The following is a 16845-nucleotide window of genomic DNA, read 5'->3' as shown; positions in this document are numbered from 1 at the left end:
GCTGGCCCTGGACTCAATTCTGACGCATGCCGCCGACAACCGGACCGGCCGCGCGAGGGCGCCGCCCGGCTCGCCCGCTGCCGCACCGTATTGACACGGCTCCGGTCCGGACCGCACCGTGATCCGCGACACGGACACCTCGAAGGGGCATCGCATGAGCGACCGCACTCCGGCCGGCCAGTTCCTCGACGCCGCCATCGGCCTGCTCCAGCGGGTCCACGACGAGGAGGCCGAGACGATCGCGGCGGCCGGCACGCTGCTGGCCGACACCGTCGCCGCCGGCGGCCGCCTGTTCGCGTTCGGCGCCGGCCACTCCTCCCTCGCCGCCCAGGACGTCGTCTACCGGGCCGGCGGTCTGGCCCTGATGAACCTGCTCGCCGTCCCCGGCACCGTCGGTGTCGACGTGGTGCCGGCCACCCTGGGCTCCGCCCTGGAACGCGTCGACGGCCTCGCCGGCACCGTGCTGGGCTGCTCCCCCCTGCGCGCCGGCGACGCCCTGGTGATCGTCTCCCTGTCGGGCCGCAACCCGCTGCCCGTCGAGATGGCCCAGTCCGCCCGCGCGCTCGGCGTGAAGGTGATCGGCGTGACCTCGGTGGCCTACACGCGGGAGACGGCGTCGCGGCACTCCTCGGGCACGTACCTGAAGGACCACTGCGACGTCGTCGTCGACTCCAAGATCGCCCCCGGTGACGCGGAGCTGACCCTCGACGCCGTCCCGGCCCCCTTCGCGCCCGCCTCCACCGTCGTCACCACGGCCCTGCTCCAGGCCGTCATGGCCACGACGGCCGGTGTCCTGGCCGACCGCGGCATCGAGCCCCCGCTGCTGCGCTCCGGCAACATCGACGGCGGCCACGAGTGGAACAGCCGCGTGTTCGAGCAGTACGCCGACCGGATCTTCTACCGCCGCTGATCCCGGGGCGCGTCCGGGCGTGTAGGGAGTGATCCCTGGGGAACGCGTGCCTACAACGATTCCTTCAATCTTGCGGGAACTCGATGTGTGCTGCGTCACGTTCCAGTTGAATGAGGGCGAGTGAGTGAACGGACGCGCCGTACCGTGCGGACGCAGCCTGCAGGGGGTCCAGGTGAGTGCTTCCCGGCGTAGTGGGACCACCGACGAGCTGGGGCCGGACGAGCCCGAGCGCGACGGCCCGGAGGGCCCCGACGGCTCGGACCTGCTGGCCGCCCTTCTCGACGGCATGGACGCGGCCCTGTGCGCCTTCGACGCCCAGGGAGTCGTCACCCACTGGAACCGCGAGGCCGAGCGCATCCTCGGCTGGACCGCCGCCGAGGCCGTGGGCCGGCACGGGTTCGCCGGATGGGCCGTCCGCCGGGCGGACGCCGAGGAGGTCGAGCGGCGGCTGATGTCCGCCATGCACGCGCCCGGACGGCAGGTGAACGAGTTCGCCCTGCTCACCAAGGACGGCGGGCGCGTCCTCGTGCGCACCCAGTCGGCGGCCGTCCGCGGCCCCGACGGCCGGCCCGCGGGCGTGTACTGCGCCTTCAGCGAGGTGCACGCGCAGATCGACCTCGAACGGTCCATCGCGCTGAGCGAGGCCCTGTTCGAGGAAGCCTCCTGGGGGGTCGTCCTGGTCGACGCCGACCTGCGCCCCGCCGTGGTGAACGCGTACGCGGCCCGGGCCCTCGGCACCGGCCGCACGGCCCTGCTCGGACGCCCCCTGGGCGACCTGCTCACCCAGGGCTTCGAAGAACTCGAGAGCGCGCTCACCCACGTCCTCGCGGAAGGCGCCCCGCCCGCGCCCGCCGAGATCTGGGTGGCCGTGCGCACCCCGGAGGGCGAACGGCGGCGCTGCTGGCGCTGCGGATTCGTCCGGCTCGCCTCGCCGCTCGCCGAGGAACCGGTCCCCCTCGGCGTCGCCTGGCTCTTCGTCGACGTCACCGAGGGCAAGCAGGGCGAGCAGGAGGCCTCCCTGCTGCGGTTCCGCACCAACCAGCTGCACCGGGCGGCCCGGGCCGCCGCCGAGTGCGAGGACCCGGCGGAGGCGGCCACCGTCCACCTCGACTTCGCACTCGCCGGCTTCGCCGACGACGCCCTGGTCGACCGGGTCACCGAGGGCGCCCCGACCGACACCGGGGAGGCGACGGGACCGGTGCGGCTGGTCCGCGTGGCCGCCACCCCCTCCGCGGGCCCGGGCCCCAGCCTGCTCACCGGCCGGGCCGGACTGCCCGTCCGGTACACCGAGGGCCACCCGGCCCTGCAGTGCGTCGAACGCGCCGGGTCGGTGCGCTCCACCGCCGGCGCCGTCTCCGCCGAACAGGCACGCGCATGGGCGCTGGCCCGCCAGTGGCCGGCCGGGTCCGTGCACGCCCTGTGCGCGGTGCTGCGCAGCCGGGGCCGGACCCTGGGCGTCGTCACGTTCCTGCGCGGCTCCGGACGCAGCCCCTTCGAGCGCTTCGACGCGGCCTACGCCGAGGACGTGGCCGCGCGTATCGCCACGGTTCTGGACCTCGCCGAACAGCTGAGGAACGGGCCGGGCAACGCGGCGGACAACGGGCTGGGCAGCGGAGTGAACGGGGCGAACGGGCAGGCGTGAGGCCGGACGCGTACGGGTGCGGGCGCCTCGGCCCGGCGCCCGGCCCCGACGCCCGTCCGCCGGCGCCCGTCCGCCGACGTCTGGCCCCGACGCCCGGCCTCGGCGGACGGCCGCCGAGCACCGCACGCCGCTGCGTCCCGTCCGGATCGGAGCGGACCGGTGAGTGGGCCGGTCCGGTCCGGGCCGGGCTCTCCGGCCGTTCCCCGGCCCCCTGGCAGGCGCATGGGCGGCCTCCCGCGGGCCCGGGCGGCACCTGGGAATCGGGCCTGCCGGAAAAAAGGTGTTGATCGGTGGCCGACGGGTTCCTAGGGTGTGCGGTACACGAGAAGGGAGGTGGTTCGGCAGATGTATGAATACCGGACGCGTGAGGTGACTGCGGGCTAGCGGCCCGTCACCCCATTCAGTGCGGTGCCGGACCAGCACGTGACAGTCGCGTGCAGCCGGCCCAATCCCAAGCAGTCACCCGACCCGCGGGCTGCCGGTACGTCCGGCCGGCTCCTCCCCGGAGGAACCAAGCCCGCGGGTCGTCTGCGTTCACGGACGGAACGAGGGCCGGCGGGGGACGCCGACGGCGGGCGGTAGCGGACGGCGGGAGGGCGCCGACGTCAGGAGAGCGCCCACGCCGAGGGAACACCGGCTCCCGGCGGACGCGGGTGCGCGTCCCGGCCGAGCGGGCCGTGGGCGGCGACCCCGGCGCGCAACCCGAGGCCGCAGGCCACGGACAGCAGCCACGCCGACCCGACGCACCGGCTCCCGGCGGACGCGGGTGCCGTGAGAACACCGGGGTCCGGCGGACGCGCGCGTCAGGGGCTCAGGCGCTCCACCCGCCAGCCGCCGCCCGGCTCGGCCACGTACCGCAGGCGGTCGTGCAGCCGGTTCTCGCGGCCCTGCCAGAACTCCACCGACCGCGGCTCCACCCGGAAGCCGCCCCAGTGCGGCGGCACGGGGACCTGCTCGCCCTCCGGGTAGCGGGCGGCCAGACCGGCGTAGGCGGCGTCGATGTCCGCGCGCGAGCCCACCACCGACGACTGGGCGCTGGCCCAGGCCCCCAGCTGGGAGCCGTGCGGGCGGGTGCGGAAGTACGCGGCGGTCTCGTCCCGGCCGGTGCGGCGGGCCACGCCCTGGACGATGACCTGGCGGGCCATCGGGTGCCACGGGAAGAGCAGGGAGACGTGGGGGTTCGCGGCGAGGTCGCGGCCCTTGCGGGAGTCGTAGTTGGTGTAGAAGACGAAGCCCTCTTCGTCGAACGCCTTCAGCAGCACGGTGCGGGAGCTGGGGCGGCCCTCGGCGTCCGCCGTGGAGACGACCATGGCGTTGGGCTCGAACAGCCCGCCCTCCGTCGCGGCCTGCCGGAACCAGCGGGCGAACTGGGCCACGGGGGTGTCGGCCAGCTCCTCCTCGGCGAGGCCCTCGGCCCGGTAGTGCTTGCGCATGGAGGCGAGGTCGAAGGGGGCGGTCTCGCCGGCTTCTCGGTCGGTCACGCGGTCATCTTGCCGTATGGACGGCCCGCCTCCGAGAGGCGCCCGTCACACCCGGCCCGCCCCGGTGCGCGCCCTGCCGTTCCTCCCTCCGGGAGCTCGGGACCGGCCGGGCCACCCGAGCCCCCGGCCGCCCGCCGACCGGGACGTGGGTGGCCTTGGTCACTGCGTGGCACTCAGTGCCGTACACCCTCCCCATCCATGGCACTCGGGGATATCGTGCTGCTTCCCGGTTGGGTGACCGCCGAGCGAACGGGGCATCACTGGGAAGACCGCCCCGGACCGCGAGTCCCCGCACACGACCGCGGATCCGCACGACGCACGCCACTTCTGACATCCGACGCATGGTCGTCGCCTCCGGCGCACCATCTGTCGCACACATCACGAGGAGCCGCCTGATGTCCGACTTCGTACCCGGGCTCGAAGGAGTCGTCGCGTTCGAGACGGAGATCGCCGAACCGGACAAGGAGGGCGGCGCCCTCCGGTACCGGGGTGTCGACATCGAGGACCTGGTCGGTCACGTCTCCTTCGGCAACGTGTGGGGTCTGCTCGTCGACGGCGCCTTCAATCCCGGTCTGCCGCCGGCCGAGCCGTTCCCGATCCCCGTGCACTCCGGTGACATCCGGGTGGACGTGCAGTCCGCGCTGGCGATGCTCGCCCCGGTGTGGGGCCTGAAGCCGCTCCTCGACATCGATGCCGAGGAGGCCCGCGACGACCTCGCCCGGGCCGCCGTGATGGCGCTGTCGTACGTCGCCCAGTCGGCGCGCGGGCAGGGCCTGCCGATGGTGCCGCAGCGCGAGATCGACAAGGCGCAGTCCGTGGTGGAGCGCTTCATGATCCGCTGGCGGGGCGAGCCGGACCCGAAGCACGTGGCCGCCGTGGACGCCTACTGGACGTCCGCCGCCGAGCACGGCATGAACGCCTCCACCTTCACCGCCCGCGTCATCGCCTCCACCGGCGCGGACGTGGCGGCCGCCCTGTCGGGTGCCGTGGGCGCGATGTCCGGGCCGCTGCACGGCGGCGCCCCCTCCCGGGTCCTCGGCATGATCGAGGAGATCGAGCGGACCGGGGACGCGGAGGGCTATGTGAAGCGGGCGCTGGACCGGGGTGAGCGGCTCATGGGCTTCGGTCACCGTGTGTACCGGGCGGAGGACCCGCGGGCGCGGGTCCTGCGCCGTACCGCCCGGGAGCTCGGCGCGCCGCGCTTCGAGGTCGCCGAGGCCCTGGAGAAGGCGGCCCTGGAGGAGCTGCACAGCCGTCGTCCGGACCGGGTGCTCGCCACCAACGTCGAGTTCTGGGCGGCGATCATGCTGGACTTCGCCGAGGTGCCGGCGCACATGTTCACGTCCATGTTCACCTGTGCCCGGACGGCGGGCTGGTCGGCGCACATCCTGGAGCAGAAGCGCACCGGCCGTCTGGTCCGCCCGTCCGCCCGGTACGTCGGCCCCGGCCCCCGCAGCCCGCGGGAGATCGAGGGCTACGAGGACATCTCCGGCTGATCCGGGTCCGTACGGCGAGCGCTGATCACGCGGGGCTCAGCAGCCCCGCGTGGTGGCGCCGGGCCACGAGCGGGTGGGCGCGGAGCTTGCCCTTGAGCTCGTTGTAGCCGTACTCCGCGTACAGCGGGTTGTCCGGGTCGTTCGTGACGCCGGGCGCGGTGGAGGCGTGCGCGAAGGGCAGCGGGGCGACGCGGGCGTCCAGGCGGGGGTTGTAGAAGAACGGCACGGAGAACCGCTCGGTGGCGCCGGGCGGGGAGACGACCCGGTGGTTGGTGGCGAGGAGGTAGCCGTTGGTGGCGACCTCCAGCAACTCGCCGAGGTTGACGACGAAGGCGCCCGGGATCGGCGGCACGTCGTGGAACCGTCCGTCCTCGCGCTGTACCTGCAGTCCGCCGATCCGGTCCTGGAGCAGGAGCGTCAGGAACCCGTAGTCCTTGTGGGCGCCGACGCCCTGGTCGGTGCCGTCGCCGGCGCTGCCGGGGTAGCGAACCAGCTTCAGGTGCGGGTGGGCGTGCTCGCCGAAGACCGGGTCGTAGAAGCCGGCGGGCGCGCCGATGGCGGCCAGGAGTTCGTGGAGCAGCTTCCCGGCGACCTCGCTGAGGCGGTCGATCCAGTGCAGCGCGGCGGTCTGCAGTCCGGGCAGGGCGGCGGGCCACTGGTTGGGGCCCTGCAGCCACCAGTAGGCGGGGTCGTCCGGTCCGGGGACGCGAGCGGGGCGCTCGGCGCCGATGTCGAGCTGGTCGCGCCAGTCGCGGGCGCCGGCGGTGCGCTCGTCGCCGGTGCGGGTGTAGCCGCGGAAGTGCGGCGAGTTGACGTTGTCGAGGGCGAGGCGGTCGGCCTCGGGGAGCCGGAAGAAGGCGTGCGTCGCGCCGAGCAGCGCGTCGGTCTCCTCTGGGGTGACGCCGTGGCCGACGAGCTGGAAGAAGCCGACGTCGTGGGCGGCGCTGTGCAGCTGCGCGTGCAGCAGCGCGCGGGCCTCGGGGCCGCGGTCGGCCGCGGCGAGGTCGATGATGGGGAGCTGGTCGTAGGACGGGTTCGCCGCCGTGTGGGTGACCGGATTCGTCATGAGTGCGTCCGCGGGGTGTACGGGGCCCGGGCCGCGGCCATGGGTGGGCGGCGGCCCCGGGTGCCGGGTGGAAGTACCGGATGAGGTGGGCGGGGCGGCGGAAGGCCGCCGCGCGGGGGCTGGATCAGTCGCTGATCAGGCGGAACGCCGACAGCCCATGCTCGTGACGCGCCCGTAGTCCACGTGGCGGCGTCGCACGAGCATCTCAGACATGCGAGGAGGGTACTGCGGAAGCCCCGGCGGGGGTGTGACGCAGGTCACGGGCCGGGGCGCGGGGCGGCCGCCGGCGGACGGACGCGGGCGGGGCGCACGGGGACGGGCCGGGGCCGGCGGTTCGGGACCGGGGTTGGGCACCCCGGTCCCGAGGCCGCCGGGCCCGCCGCCCGGGGTCGGGGGCGGGCCCGGACCCCCGCCACCGGACGGGGCAACGTCCCCGGAACCCGCCCGGCACGAGGCATCCGTCCCCGAACCCCGCCACCGCTTCGACACCCCGGTCCCGAACCCCGCCACCGCACGGGGCAACGTCCCCGGAACCCGCCCCGCACGGGGCAACCGTCCCCGAACCCCGCCACCGCACGGAGCAACCGTCCCCGAACCCCGCCACCGCACGGAGCAACCGTCCCCGAACCCCGCCACCGCACGGAGCAACCGTCCCCGAACCCCGCCACCGCACGGAGCAACCGTCCCCGGACCCCGCCACCGCACGGAGCAACCGTCCCCGGGCCCCGCCACCAGACAGAGCATCCCGGCCCGGGCCTCGTCGGCCACCCGTCGTACGGAGTCCGCGTCAGCCCAGTGCCTCGTCCAGGAGTGCCGCCCACTGGGACACCACCCGCTCGCGGCGGGCGCGGTCGTCGGTGAGGAGGTTGGCGAGGCCGAGACCGCGGGCCATGTCGAGCAGGCCCTGGACGCTCTCCCGGACCCCCGGGCGGGCCTCGTCGGCGCCGAGCAGTTCGACCGCGATCCGGTGGGTCTCGCGGCCGACGCGGGCCTCCAGCTCGGTCACCCGGGAGCGCAGCTGCTCCTCGCTGGAGGCGGCCACCCACAGGTGCAGCGCGGCGCGGAAGACGGGGCCGGTGTAGAGGTCGACGAGGGCCGAGACGACCGCGCGACGGTCACCGGCAGCGGCCGGGAACAGGGCGCGCAGGGCGGTCGAGCGTTCCTCGGCGACGTACTCGACGGCGGCCGTGAACAGGTCCTCGCGGGTGGGGAAGTGGTGCTGGGCGGCGCCGCGGGAGACGCCGGCGCGCTCGGCGACGACGGAGACCGTGGAGCCCGCCCAGCCGCGCTCGGCGAGGCAGGCCACAGCCGCCTCCAGGAGCCGCTGCCGGGTGACCCGGCTGCGGTCCTGCTTGGGAACGCGGTCGCGTTCCGCCGTGCTCACACCACCCATGAGGGGTCCCGTCGTTCGAGGAAGGCCGTCATGCCCTCACGCGCCTGCGCGGAGGAGAACAGCCGCGCCGAGAGGGCGGTCAGGGCGTCCGCCTCCCGGTCGAAGGCTTCCAGCACCCTAGCCGTGAGCAGCCGTTTCGTCTCGGCCAGGCCCTGCGGGGAGGAGCGGCGCAGCCCCTCCAGGACGGGTGCGAGGACGTCGTCGACGTCGTCGGCGCCGTCGCCCCCGGGCGCGGCCACGGTCACCAGGCCGATCCGGGCCGCCTCGGCGGCGTCGAAGCGCTCCCCCGTCAGGCAGTAGCGGGCCACCGCGCGCGGGTCGGTCCGGGGCAGCACCGGCAGGGAGATCACGGCGGGGGCGACGCCGATGCGCACTTCCGTGAACGCGAAGGTGGCCGTGTGCGCGGCGACGGCGATGTCGCACGCGGCGAGCAGGCCGAGGCCGCCCGCGCGGACGTGTCCGGTGACCCGGGCGACGACCGGCTTGGGCAGTTCGGCGATCTGCCGGAGCAGGGCGACGAGCGCCTCCGGGCGGGGCGGGTCGCGCAGGTCGGCGCCGGCGCAGAAGGTGGTGCCGGTGTGGGTGAGGACGACGGCGCGGACGGCGTCGTCCCGGGCGCAGCCGGCCAGCGCGTCGGCCAGGTCGCCGACGAGCGCGGCCGACAGGGCGTTGCGGGTGCCCGTCGCGTCGAGGCTGAGTGTCTCCACGGCCCGCGTGCGCGAGCGTCCGACCGATGTCATGGTCCCTCCTCCGGCTGCGGCCGCCGCCCGCCGCGCGCGTCTCTCGGTTCCCGGCGCAGGATCTTCCCGGAGGCGGCCCGGGGCACGGCGTCGACGAAGGTGACGCGGCGGACCCGCTGCGTGCCGTCCGTGCCGTCGATCAGCGCGGGCGTCTCGCCGAAGGCGGCCGCGCCGCCCAGTACGGCGCCGTGGACGGGCAGTTCGACGGCCGGGACATCTGCGTACTCGCTGCGTGACACGGATCCTCCTCGCCCACCGGTGTGCTTCAGGGACGTCCTGCGACCGGTCCGGCGGCAAGGGCCGGCGGGTCCCCGTCCGGACCGGCCCGGCCCCGTCACGGGACCTCGGGCTCTGAGCCTTCCCTCCGGGCCCGGGGCGCGCCGCGCCGGCGCGGCGTCAGTACGACTTGGGCAGGCCCAGCGTCCGGTGGGAGACGTAGTTGAGGATCATCTCCCGGCTCACCGGGGCGATCCGCGCCACGCGGGCGGCGGTGACCAGTGACGCGATTCCGAACTCGCGCGTGAGGCCGTTGCCGCCGAGGGTGTGCACGGCCTGGTCGACGGCCTGCACACAGGCCTCCGCCGCGGCGTACTTGGCCATGTTGGCGGCCTCGCCCGCGCCGGCGTCGTCGCCCGCGTCGTACAGGTGGGCCGCCTTCTGCGTCATCAGGCGGGCGAGTTCGAGGTCGATGTGGGCCTGGGCGAGGGGGTGGGCGATGGCCTGGTGGGCGCCGATGGGGGCCTTCCAGACGGTGCGGTCGCGGGCGTACTCGACGGCCCGGGACAGGGCGTAGCGGCCCATGCCGATCGCGAAGGCGGCGGTCATGACGCGTTCGGGGTTGAGTCCGGCGAACAGGTGCAGCAGCCCGGCGTCCTCCTCGCCCACCAGCGCGTCGGCGGGCAGCCGGACGTCGTCCAGGACGAGCTCGAACTGCTTCTCGGCGGCGGTGAGTTCCATGTCGATGTGGCGCCAGGTGAAGCCCTCGGCGTCCCGCGGGACGATGAACAGGCAGGGCTTGAGGCGTCCGGTGCGCGCGTCCTCGGTGCGGCCGACGACGAGGGTGGCGTCCGTGGCGTCGACGGCGGAGACGAAGACCTTGCGGCCGGTCAGCAGCCAGTCGGCGCCGTCGCGGCGGGCGGTGGTGGTGATGCGGTGGGAGTTGGACCCGGCGTCGGGCTCGGTGATGCCGAAGGACATGGTGCGGGTGCCGTCGGCGAGACCGGGCAGCCAGGCGCGCTTCTGCTCCTCGGTGCCGAAGCGGGCGATGACCGTGCCGCAGATGGCGGGCGAGACGACCATCAGCAGCAGCGGGCAGCCGGCGGCGCCGAGTTCTTCGAGGACGACGGACAGCTCGGAGATGCCGCGGCCCCCGCCGCCGTACTGCTCGGGCAGGTTGACGCCGAGGTAGCCGAGCCTGGCCGCGTCCGCCCACAGCTCCTCTGGGTGGCGGCCCTCGGCGACGACCCGGGTGAGGTAGTCGCGGCCGTAGCGCCTGCCGAGGGCGGCGACGGCGGAGCGGAGGTCCTTCAGTTCGTCGGTCTCGATGACGGCGGGCATGCGGGCTCCCAGTCAGGAGGGGCGGCGGGTGGGCAGGGGGTGCGGGTGGGGTGCGGGCCGGGTGCGGCTCGCCGCGTCCGCGGCGGGGCCGGGTGCCGGTGCTGGTGCGGTCCGGGCGTCTCGGGGCGTGCCCGGTGCGGTCCGGGCGTCTCGGGGGGTGGCGGTGCGGTCCGGGTGTTTCAAGGGGTGCCGTCGCTGACGACCGCCAGCAGGGCGCCGACGTCCACCTGCCGGCCGACGGCCGCGTGCAGGGCCGTCAGCGTGCCGGTGACCGGGGCGGAGACCGTGTGCTCCATCTTCATCGCCTCCAGCCACAGCAGGGGCTGCCCGGCGCGTACGGCGGCGCCGGCGGTCAGGCCGTCGGCGACCCGGACGACGGTGCCGGGCATCGGGGCGAGCAGGGAGCCGGGCGCGCGCTGGGCGGCCGGGTCGGGAAAGCGCGGCAGGGCGGTCAGGGCGGTGGCGCCCACGTACACCCGGTCGCCGTGGCGGGCCACCTCGAACCTGCGCCGTACGCCGTCCACTTCGAGGACGACGAGCGAGGCGTCGGCGTGCACGACCCGCACCCCGTCGGCGGCGAGGCCGGCGCGGGTGTGCCGGTAGCGGACCTCGATCTCCTCGCCGGCCAGGGCGTACCGCTTGACCTGCGGCTGCGAGGGGACGTTGCGCCAGCCGCCGAACCGGGAGCGGCCGTGGGCGTCGGCGAGCGCGGCGGCGAGCGGGGCGTACGGGTCGGGGGCGGGGGCGGTGAGGGCCGCGAGGTGGCGGTCGTAGAAGCCGGTGTTCATGCGGGCGGCGGTGAACTCCTCGTGCCGCAGCGAGCGCACGAGCAGGTCCCGGTTGGTGACGGGGCCGTGGATCACCGCCCGTTCGAGGGCGCCGGCGAGCTTGCGGACCGCCTCGGCGCGGGTGGGCGCGTGGGCGACGACCTTGGCGATCAGGGGGTCGTAGTGGACGCCGATGGTGTCGCCGTCGGCGTAGCCGGTGTCGAGGCGGACGCCGGCGGGCACGGCGAGGCGGTGCAGGGTGCCGGTCTGCGCGGCCCAGCCGGCGGCCGGGTCCTCGGCGTAGAGGCGGGCCTCGACGGCGTGGCCGTGCGCCCGGGGCGGCTCCCCTTCGAGGGCGTGCCCCTCGGCGACGCGGATCTGCAGGGCGACCAGGTCGACGCCGAGGACGGCCTCGGTGACGGGGTGTTCGACCTGCAGGCGGGTGTTCATCTCCAGGAAGTGCGCACGGCCGTCGGCGACGAGGAACTCCACGGTGCCGGCCCCCACGTAGCCGGCGGCGCGGGCGGCGCGGACGGCCAGCTCGTCCAGCTCGCGGGCGAGGCCGCCGCTCAGGCCGGGAGCCGGCGCCTCCTCGACGACCTTCTGGTGGCGCCGCTGGAGGGAGCAGTCGCGGGTGCCGAGGGTCCACACGGTGCCGTGGGTGTCGGCGAGGACCTGCACCTCGACGTGCCGGCCGCCCGCCTCGCCCCCGAGGTACGGCTCGACGAACACCTCCCCGTCGCCGAACGCGCTCGCCGCCTCGGCGCGGGCGGCCGCGAGTTCGGCGTCCAGGTCCTGAAGGCGCCGCACGATTCGCATGCCGCGCCCGCCGCCGCCCGCCGCCGCCTTCACCAGCACCGGCAGGTCGGCCTCCGTCACCCGCTCCAGCGGCCGCAACCCCATCAGCGCCTTGGCGCGGGTCTTGGACGCCATGGCCTCGATCGCCTCCGGCGGGGGCCCGATCCAGGTCAGGCCCGCGTCGGTGACGGCCCGGGCGAAGCCGGCGTTCTCCGACAGGAAGCCGTACCCGGGGTGGACGGCGTCCGCACCGGCGGCGAGGGCCGCCTTCACGATCAGGTCGCCGCGCAGGTACGTCTCGGCGGGCGCGGCGCCGGGCAGCCGTACGGCGGCCTCGGCCTCCCGCGTGTGCAGGGCGTCGCGGTCGGCGTCGGAGTGCACGGCGACGGTGCGGATGCCGAGGTCGCGGCAGGTGCGGAAGACACGGCAGGCGATCTCGCCCCGGTTGGCGACGAGCACAGAAGTGATCACTGGTGACCCCTCACATCCGGAAGACGCCGAAGCCACCGCGCACGCCCTCGAAGGGCGCGGTGTGGATGGCCGACAGGCACAGGCCCAGGACGGTGCGGGTGTCGCGCGGGTCGATGACGCCGTCGTCGTACAGCCGCCCGGACAGGAACATCGGCAGGGACTCCGCCTCGATCTGCTGCTCCACCATGGCCCGCAGCGCCGCGTCGGCCTCCTCGTCGTACGGCCGGCCCTTCGCGGCCGCCGACTGGCGGGCCACGATGGACAGCACGCCCGCCAGCTGCTGCGGGCCCATGACGGCGGACTTGGCGCTGGGCCAGGCGAACAGGAAGCGCGGGTCGTAGGCGCGGCCGCACATGCCGTAGTGACCGGCGCCGTAGGAGGCGCCCATGAGCACGGACAGGTGCGGCACCCGGCTGTTGGAGACCGCGTTGATCATCATCGCGCCGTGCTTGATGATGCCGCCCTGCTCGTACTCCCGGCCGACCATGTAGCCGGTGGTGTTGTGCAGGAACAGCAGCGGCACGTCACGCTGGTTGGCGAGCTGGATGAACTGCGCGGCCTTCTGCGACTCCGCGCTGAACAGCACGCCCCGCGCGTTGGCGAGGATGCCGACGGGGTAGCCGTGCAGGGTGGCCCAGCCGGTGGTCAGGCTGGTGCCGTACAGCGGCTTGAACTCGTCGAAGTCGGAGGCGTCGACGATCCGGGCGATGACCTCGCGCGGGTCGAAGGGGGTCCTGAGGTCGCCGGGCACGATGCCGAGGAGTTCGTCCTCGTCGTACCTGGGTGGCTCGGCCGGGCCCGGATCGGGGTGCGCCTTGCGGTGGTTGAGGCGGGCGATCACGCGGCGGGCCTGGCGCAGGGCGTCGAGCTCGTCCACGGCGAAGTGGTCGGCGAGGCCCGACACGCGCGCGTGCATGTCCGCCCCGCCCAGGGACTCGTCGTCGCTCTCCTCGCCGGTGGCCATCCTCACCAGCGGCGGCCCGCCGAGGAAGACCTTCGCCCGCTCCTTGACCATGATCACGTGGTCGGACATGCCGGGGACGTAGGCGCCGCCGGCCGTGGAGTTGCCGAAGACGACGGCGACGGTCGGGACGCCGGCCGCCGACAGCCGGGTCAGGTCCCGGAAAACGGCGCCGCCGGGGATGAAGATCTCCTTCTGGGAGGGCAGGTCGGCGCCGCCGGACTCGACGAGGCTGACGCACGGCAGCCGGTTGGCGAGCGCGATGTCGTTGGCGCGCAGCGCCTTGCGCAGGCTCCACGGGTTGCTGGCGCCCCCGCGCACGGTGGGGTCGTTGGCGGTGATCAGGCACTCCACGCCCTCGACGACGCCGATGCCGGTGACGAGGGAGGCGCCGACGGCGTACTCGCTGCCCCAGGCGGCCAGCGGCGACAGCTCCAGGAACGGGGTGTCCGGGTCGAGGAGCAGTTCGACGCGCTCACGGGCGAGGAGCTTGCCGCGCCGGCGGTGCCGTTCGACGTACTTCTCGCCGCCGCCGGCCAGCGCCCTGGCGTGCTCGGCGTCGAGGTCGGCCAGTTTGGCGAGCATCGCCTCGCGGCGGGCGCGGTGGTCGGCGCCGTGGACGTCCAGGGCGGACGCGAGGACGGTCACAGGAGGACCTCCGGGATGTCCAGGTGACGGGAGCGCAGCCATTCGCCGAGGGCCTTGGCCTGCGGGTCGAAGCGGTGCCGGGCGGCGACGCCGGCGCCGAGGATGCCCTCGACGACGAAGTTCAGGGCGCGCAGGGCGGGCAGGACGTGCCGGGTGACGGTCAGCGGGGCGGTCTCGGGCAGCAGCTCCCGGAACCGGTCGCAGGTCAGCTCGTGGGCCAGCCACCGCCAGGCGTCGTCGGTGCGCGCCCACACCCCGACGTTGGCGTCGCCGCCCTTGTCGCCGCTGCGGGCGCCGGCGACGAGCCCGAGGGGGGCGCGCCGGGCGGGCCCGGACGGCAGGGGCTCGGGCAGCGGCGGCCCGGGCACGTCGCCGAGGGCGCGGGTGCCGGGGACCGGGGGCACGGGGAGACGGCGCCCGTCGGGGAGGACCGCCACGTGGTTGACGGTGTCCCGCGGGACGTGGACGGCCTCGAACACGCCGTAGGGCGAGCCCGGCCCGGGCGGGGCGAGCACGTGGAAGCCGGGGTAGCTGGCCAGCGCCAGCTCGACGGCGGCCCGGCCGAGGGAGCGTCCCACGGCGTCCTGGTCGCGGTCCCGCACGACGAGGCGGAGCAGGGCGCTCGCGGTCTCCTCGGTGGCGGCGTCGGGCCGGTCGGTGCGGATCAGGTCCCACCGCACCTCCTCGGGCCGGTTCCCGGCGGCCAGGGCGTCCTCCATCTGCCGGCGCACCAGGTCGGCCTTGCGGTCGACGTCGAGCCCGGTGAGGACGAACGTGACCTCGTTGCGGAAGCCGCCGAGGCGGTTGAGGCCGACCTTGAGGGCGGGGGGCGGGGCCTCCCCGCGCACGCCCTCGACACGGACCCGGTCCGGGCCGTCCTGGGCGAGCCGCACGGTGTCCAGCCGGGCGGTCACGTCGGGCCCGGCGTAGCGGGCGCCGCCCGTCTCGTACAGCAGCTGGGCGGTGACCGTGCCGACGTCGACGACGCCGCCGGTGCCGGGATGCTTGGTGATGACGCAGGTGCCGTCCTCGTGGATCTCGGCGAGCGGGAAGCCGGGGCGGCGCAGCCGGTCGGGGGCGTGGTCGGTGAACAGGGCGTAGTTGCCGCCGGTGGCCTGGGTGCCGCACTCCAGGACGTGCCCGGCGACGACGGCGCCCGCGAGGCGGTCGTACTCCCCCGGCTCCCAGCCGAAGCGGGCGGCGGCCGGCCCGGTGACGAGGGCCGCGTCCGTCACCCGCCCGGTGACGACGACGTCCGCGCCCGCGCGCAGGCAGGCGGCGATGCCGAAGCCGCCGAGGTAGGCGTGGGCGGCGAGGCTGTCCGGGTACCGCTCCTTGAGGTCGTCGCCCTCGACGTGGGCGACCCGCACCGGGACGCCGAGCCGGCCGGCCAGCTCCCGCACCCGCTCGGCCAGTCCCGCCGGGTTGAGGCCGCCGGCGTTCGTGACGATCTTCACCGACCGCTCGTGGGCGAGGCCGAGGCACTCCTCCAGTTGCCGCAGGAAGGTGCGGGCGTACCCGGCGGCGGGGTCCCCCAGCCGGTCCCGGCCGAGGATGAGCATGGTCAGTTCGGCGAGGTAGTCGCCGGTGAGGACGTCCAGCGGGCCGTCGGTGAGCATCTCGCGCAGGGCGTCGAAGCGGTCGCCGTAGAAGCCGGAGGCGTTGCCGACACGCAGGGGCGCCGCCGTCACCGCTCGTCCCCCGCCGGCGGGCGGCCCGGGCCCGGCGGGCCGGCGAAGGCCTGGGCGATGCCGAGCCAGCGGTCGGCCTCGGGGCCGTCGGCGCGCAGGGTGAGGTCGCGCCGGTGGGCGCGCTGGGTGACCAGGAGGCAGAAGTCGAGGGCGGGGCCGGTGACGCGCTGGGGCGCGTCCTCGGGGCCGTACGCCCACACCTCGCCGGAGGGCGCGGTGAGCTCGACGCGGAACGGGTCGGCGGGGACGGGCAGTCCGTGCACGCCGTGGGCGAAGTCACGGGTGCGCACCCCGAGCCACGCCACGTGCCGCAGGCGGTCGGTGGGGGTCCGCGTCACCCCGAGCGCGTCCGCCACGTCCTGGCCGTGGGCCCAGGTCTCCATCAGACGGGCGGTGGCCATGGAGGCGGCGGACATCGGCGGGCCGTACCAGGGGAAACGGGCGCCGGGCCGGGCCTCGCGCAGCGCCCTGTCGAGGGCGGCGCGCCCCTCCCGCCAGCGGGCGAGCAGTTCCCCGGGCGGCCTCCGGGCGCCCTCCTCGGCCCCCTCGTCGACGAACGAGCCGGGAGCGGCGAGCGCCTTCCCGGCCAGCACGCGGAAGGCGTCCTCGTCCGTGACGGCCAGCAGGGCGGAGTGGTCGGTCCAGGCGAGGTGGGCGATCTGGTGGGCGACGGTCCAGCCGGCCGCGGGGGTGGCGAGCGCCCACTGCCCCGGACTGAGCCCGGCCACGACCCGGTCGAGCTCCTCGCTCTCCTCGCGCAGATCGTCGATCACGGTCGTCGGGTCGGACACGAAGACGCTCCCCTCGGGGCACGGCGGTGTGCGGCGCGGTGCGGTGCGGAGCATGGCAGCGCCCGGGGAAACAATCAAGCGTGCTTGCATGAATTGGTCCGCGGCACGAAGGGGACGGCGTGGACAGCGGCACCGGGCGAGCGGGCCGACAGGTGAGCGCCGAGCGGGCCCGGACGCCGGGACGCCACCGGCCCGGGCCGCGGCCTCGCGTCTGCGGGAGACCGGACGACGACGGGAGCCGGCGACCGGGGCGCGACATGAGAACGCGGACGCTGGACGCTGGACGCAGGCGCGGACGCGGGGCGCGGGCGCGGCGCGCGGCCGCCAGGCGCCGCTGCGCGCGGGGAACGCAGAACGCGGGGAACGCAGAACGCGCGGGACGCAGAACGCGCGGGACGCAGAACCCGCGGGACGCAGAACCCGCGGGACGCAG

13 protein-coding genes are annotated in these 16845 nt (G+C 75.4%); 3 read left to right on the top strand and 10 right to left on the bottom strand.

The window, feature by feature from the left end:
• The first annotated feature begins 154 nt into the window (after positions 1-154).
• Entirely contained in the window at positions 155-910 is a 756-nt protein-coding gene (locus ABZ920_RS08755) for an SIS domain-containing protein (RefSeq protein WP_361500343.1), read from the top strand.
• 172 nt (positions 911-1082) lie between these two features.
• Positions 1083-2552, top strand: coding sequence for a PAS domain-containing protein (locus tag ABZ920_RS08750; protein ID WP_361500340.1), 1470 nt, complete (start codon positions 1083-1085; stop codon positions 2550-2552).
• Positions 2553-3355: 803 nt separating this feature from the next.
• Here ABZ920_RS08750 and pdxH read toward each other — a convergent pair.
• Positions 3356-4033 (bottom strand): pyridoxamine 5'-phosphate oxidase, encoded by a 678-nt coding sequence (pdxH, locus tag ABZ920_RS08745; protein ID WP_361500337.1) that lies wholly within the window; start codon positions 4031-4033, stop codon positions 3356-3358.
• Positions 4034-4428: 395 nt separating this feature from the next.
• Between pdxH and ABZ920_RS08740 the strand changes: the two genes are divergently transcribed.
• Positions 4429-5529, top strand: coding sequence for a citrate synthase 2 (locus ABZ920_RS08740; RefSeq protein WP_361500334.1), 1101 nt, complete (start codon positions 4429-4431; stop codon positions 5527-5529).
• 25 nt (positions 5530-5554) lie between these two features.
• Here the strand turns inward: ABZ920_RS08740 and ABZ920_RS08735 are convergent, their stop codons facing one another.
• The 9 genes from ABZ920_RS08735 to ABZ920_RS08695 form a co-directional block, all read right to left on the bottom strand.
• On the bottom strand, positions 5555-6595 hold the full coding sequence (locus tag ABZ920_RS08735) for a 2-oxoglutarate and iron-dependent oxygenase domain-containing protein (protein WP_361500331.1): 1041 nt from the start codon (positions 6593-6595) through the stop codon (positions 5555-5557).
• 787 nt (positions 6596-7382) lie between these two features.
• Positions 7383-7988 (bottom strand): TetR/AcrR family transcriptional regulator, encoded by a 606-nt coding sequence (locus ABZ920_RS08730; RefSeq protein ID WP_361500328.1) that lies wholly within the window; start codon positions 7986-7988, stop codon positions 7383-7385.
• Entirely contained in the window at positions 7976-8728 is a 753-nt protein-coding gene (locus ABZ920_RS08725) for an enoyl-CoA hydratase family protein (protein ID WP_361500325.1), read from the bottom strand. Before ABZ920_RS08725 ends, ABZ920_RS08730 begins: the two co-directional genes overlap by 13 nt.
• Positions 8725-8967: a hypothetical protein gene (locus ABZ920_RS08720; RefSeq protein WP_361500463.1), complete on the bottom strand. Its 243-nt coding sequence runs from the start codon at positions 8965-8967 to the stop codon at positions 8725-8727. The genes ABZ920_RS08725 and ABZ920_RS08720 overlap by 4 nt, the downstream gene beginning before the upstream one ends.
• A 157-nt stretch (positions 8968-9124) precedes the next feature.
• Positions 9125-10285: an acyl-CoA dehydrogenase family protein gene (locus ABZ920_RS08715; protein ID WP_361500322.1), complete on the bottom strand. Its 1161-nt coding sequence runs from the start codon at positions 10283-10285 to the stop codon at positions 9125-9127.
• 179 nt (positions 10286-10464) lie between these two features.
• Positions 10465-12321 (bottom strand): biotin carboxylase N-terminal domain-containing protein, encoded by a 1857-nt coding sequence (locus ABZ920_RS08710; RefSeq protein ID WP_361500319.1) that lies wholly within the window; start codon positions 12319-12321, stop codon positions 10465-10467.
• 10 nt (positions 12322-12331) lie between these two features.
• Entirely contained in the window at positions 12332-13930 is a 1599-nt protein-coding gene (locus tag ABZ920_RS08705; RefSeq protein WP_361500316.1) for a carboxyl transferase domain-containing protein, read from the bottom strand.
• Positions 13927-15621, bottom strand: coding sequence for an acyclic terpene utilization AtuA family protein (locus tag ABZ920_RS08700; RefSeq protein ID WP_361500313.1), 1695 nt, complete (start codon positions 15619-15621; stop codon positions 13927-13929). The genes ABZ920_RS08705 and ABZ920_RS08700 overlap by 4 nt, the downstream gene beginning before the upstream one ends.
• On the bottom strand, positions 15618-16412 hold the full coding sequence (locus tag ABZ920_RS08695) for a TIGR03084 family metal-binding protein (RefSeq protein ID WP_361500310.1): 795 nt from the start codon (positions 16410-16412) through the stop codon (positions 15618-15620). The genes ABZ920_RS08700 and ABZ920_RS08695 overlap by 4 nt, the downstream gene beginning before the upstream one ends.
• Positions 16413-16845: the final 433 nt, after the last annotated feature.

It is taken from the genome of Streptomyces sp. NPDC046831, assembly GCF_040645305.1.
Lineage (GTDB): Bacteria > Actinomycetota > Actinomycetes > Streptomycetales > Streptomycetaceae > Streptomyces.
This window is presented reverse-complemented; position numbering and strand designations above follow the sequence as displayed.

Bases quoted from the DNA above. Each gene is read 5' to 3' on its own strand.
- ABZ920_RS08725 (WP_361500325.1), bottom strand. From the start codon at position 8,728: ATGACATCGGTCGGACGCTCGCGCACGCGGGCCGTGGAGACACTCAGC.
- ABZ920_RS08755 (WP_361500343.1), top strand. From the start codon at position 155: ATGAGCGACCGCACTCCGGCCGGCCAGTTCCTCGACGCCGCCATCGGC.
- ABZ920_RS08740 (WP_361500334.1), top strand. From the start codon at position 4,429: ATGTCCGACTTCGTACCCGGGCTCGAAGGAGTCGTCGCGTTCGAGACG.
- ABZ920_RS08730 (WP_361500328.1), bottom strand. From the start codon at position 7,988: ATGGGTGGTGTGAGCACGGCGGAACGCGACCGCGTTCCCAAGCAGGAC.
- ABZ920_RS08735 (WP_361500331.1), bottom strand. From the start codon at position 6,595: ATGACGAATCCGGTCACCCACACGGCGGCGAACCCGTCCTACGACCAG.
- ABZ920_RS08715 (WP_361500322.1), bottom strand. From the start codon at position 10,285: ATGCCCGCCGTCATCGAGACCGACGAACTGAAGGACCTCCGCTCCGCC.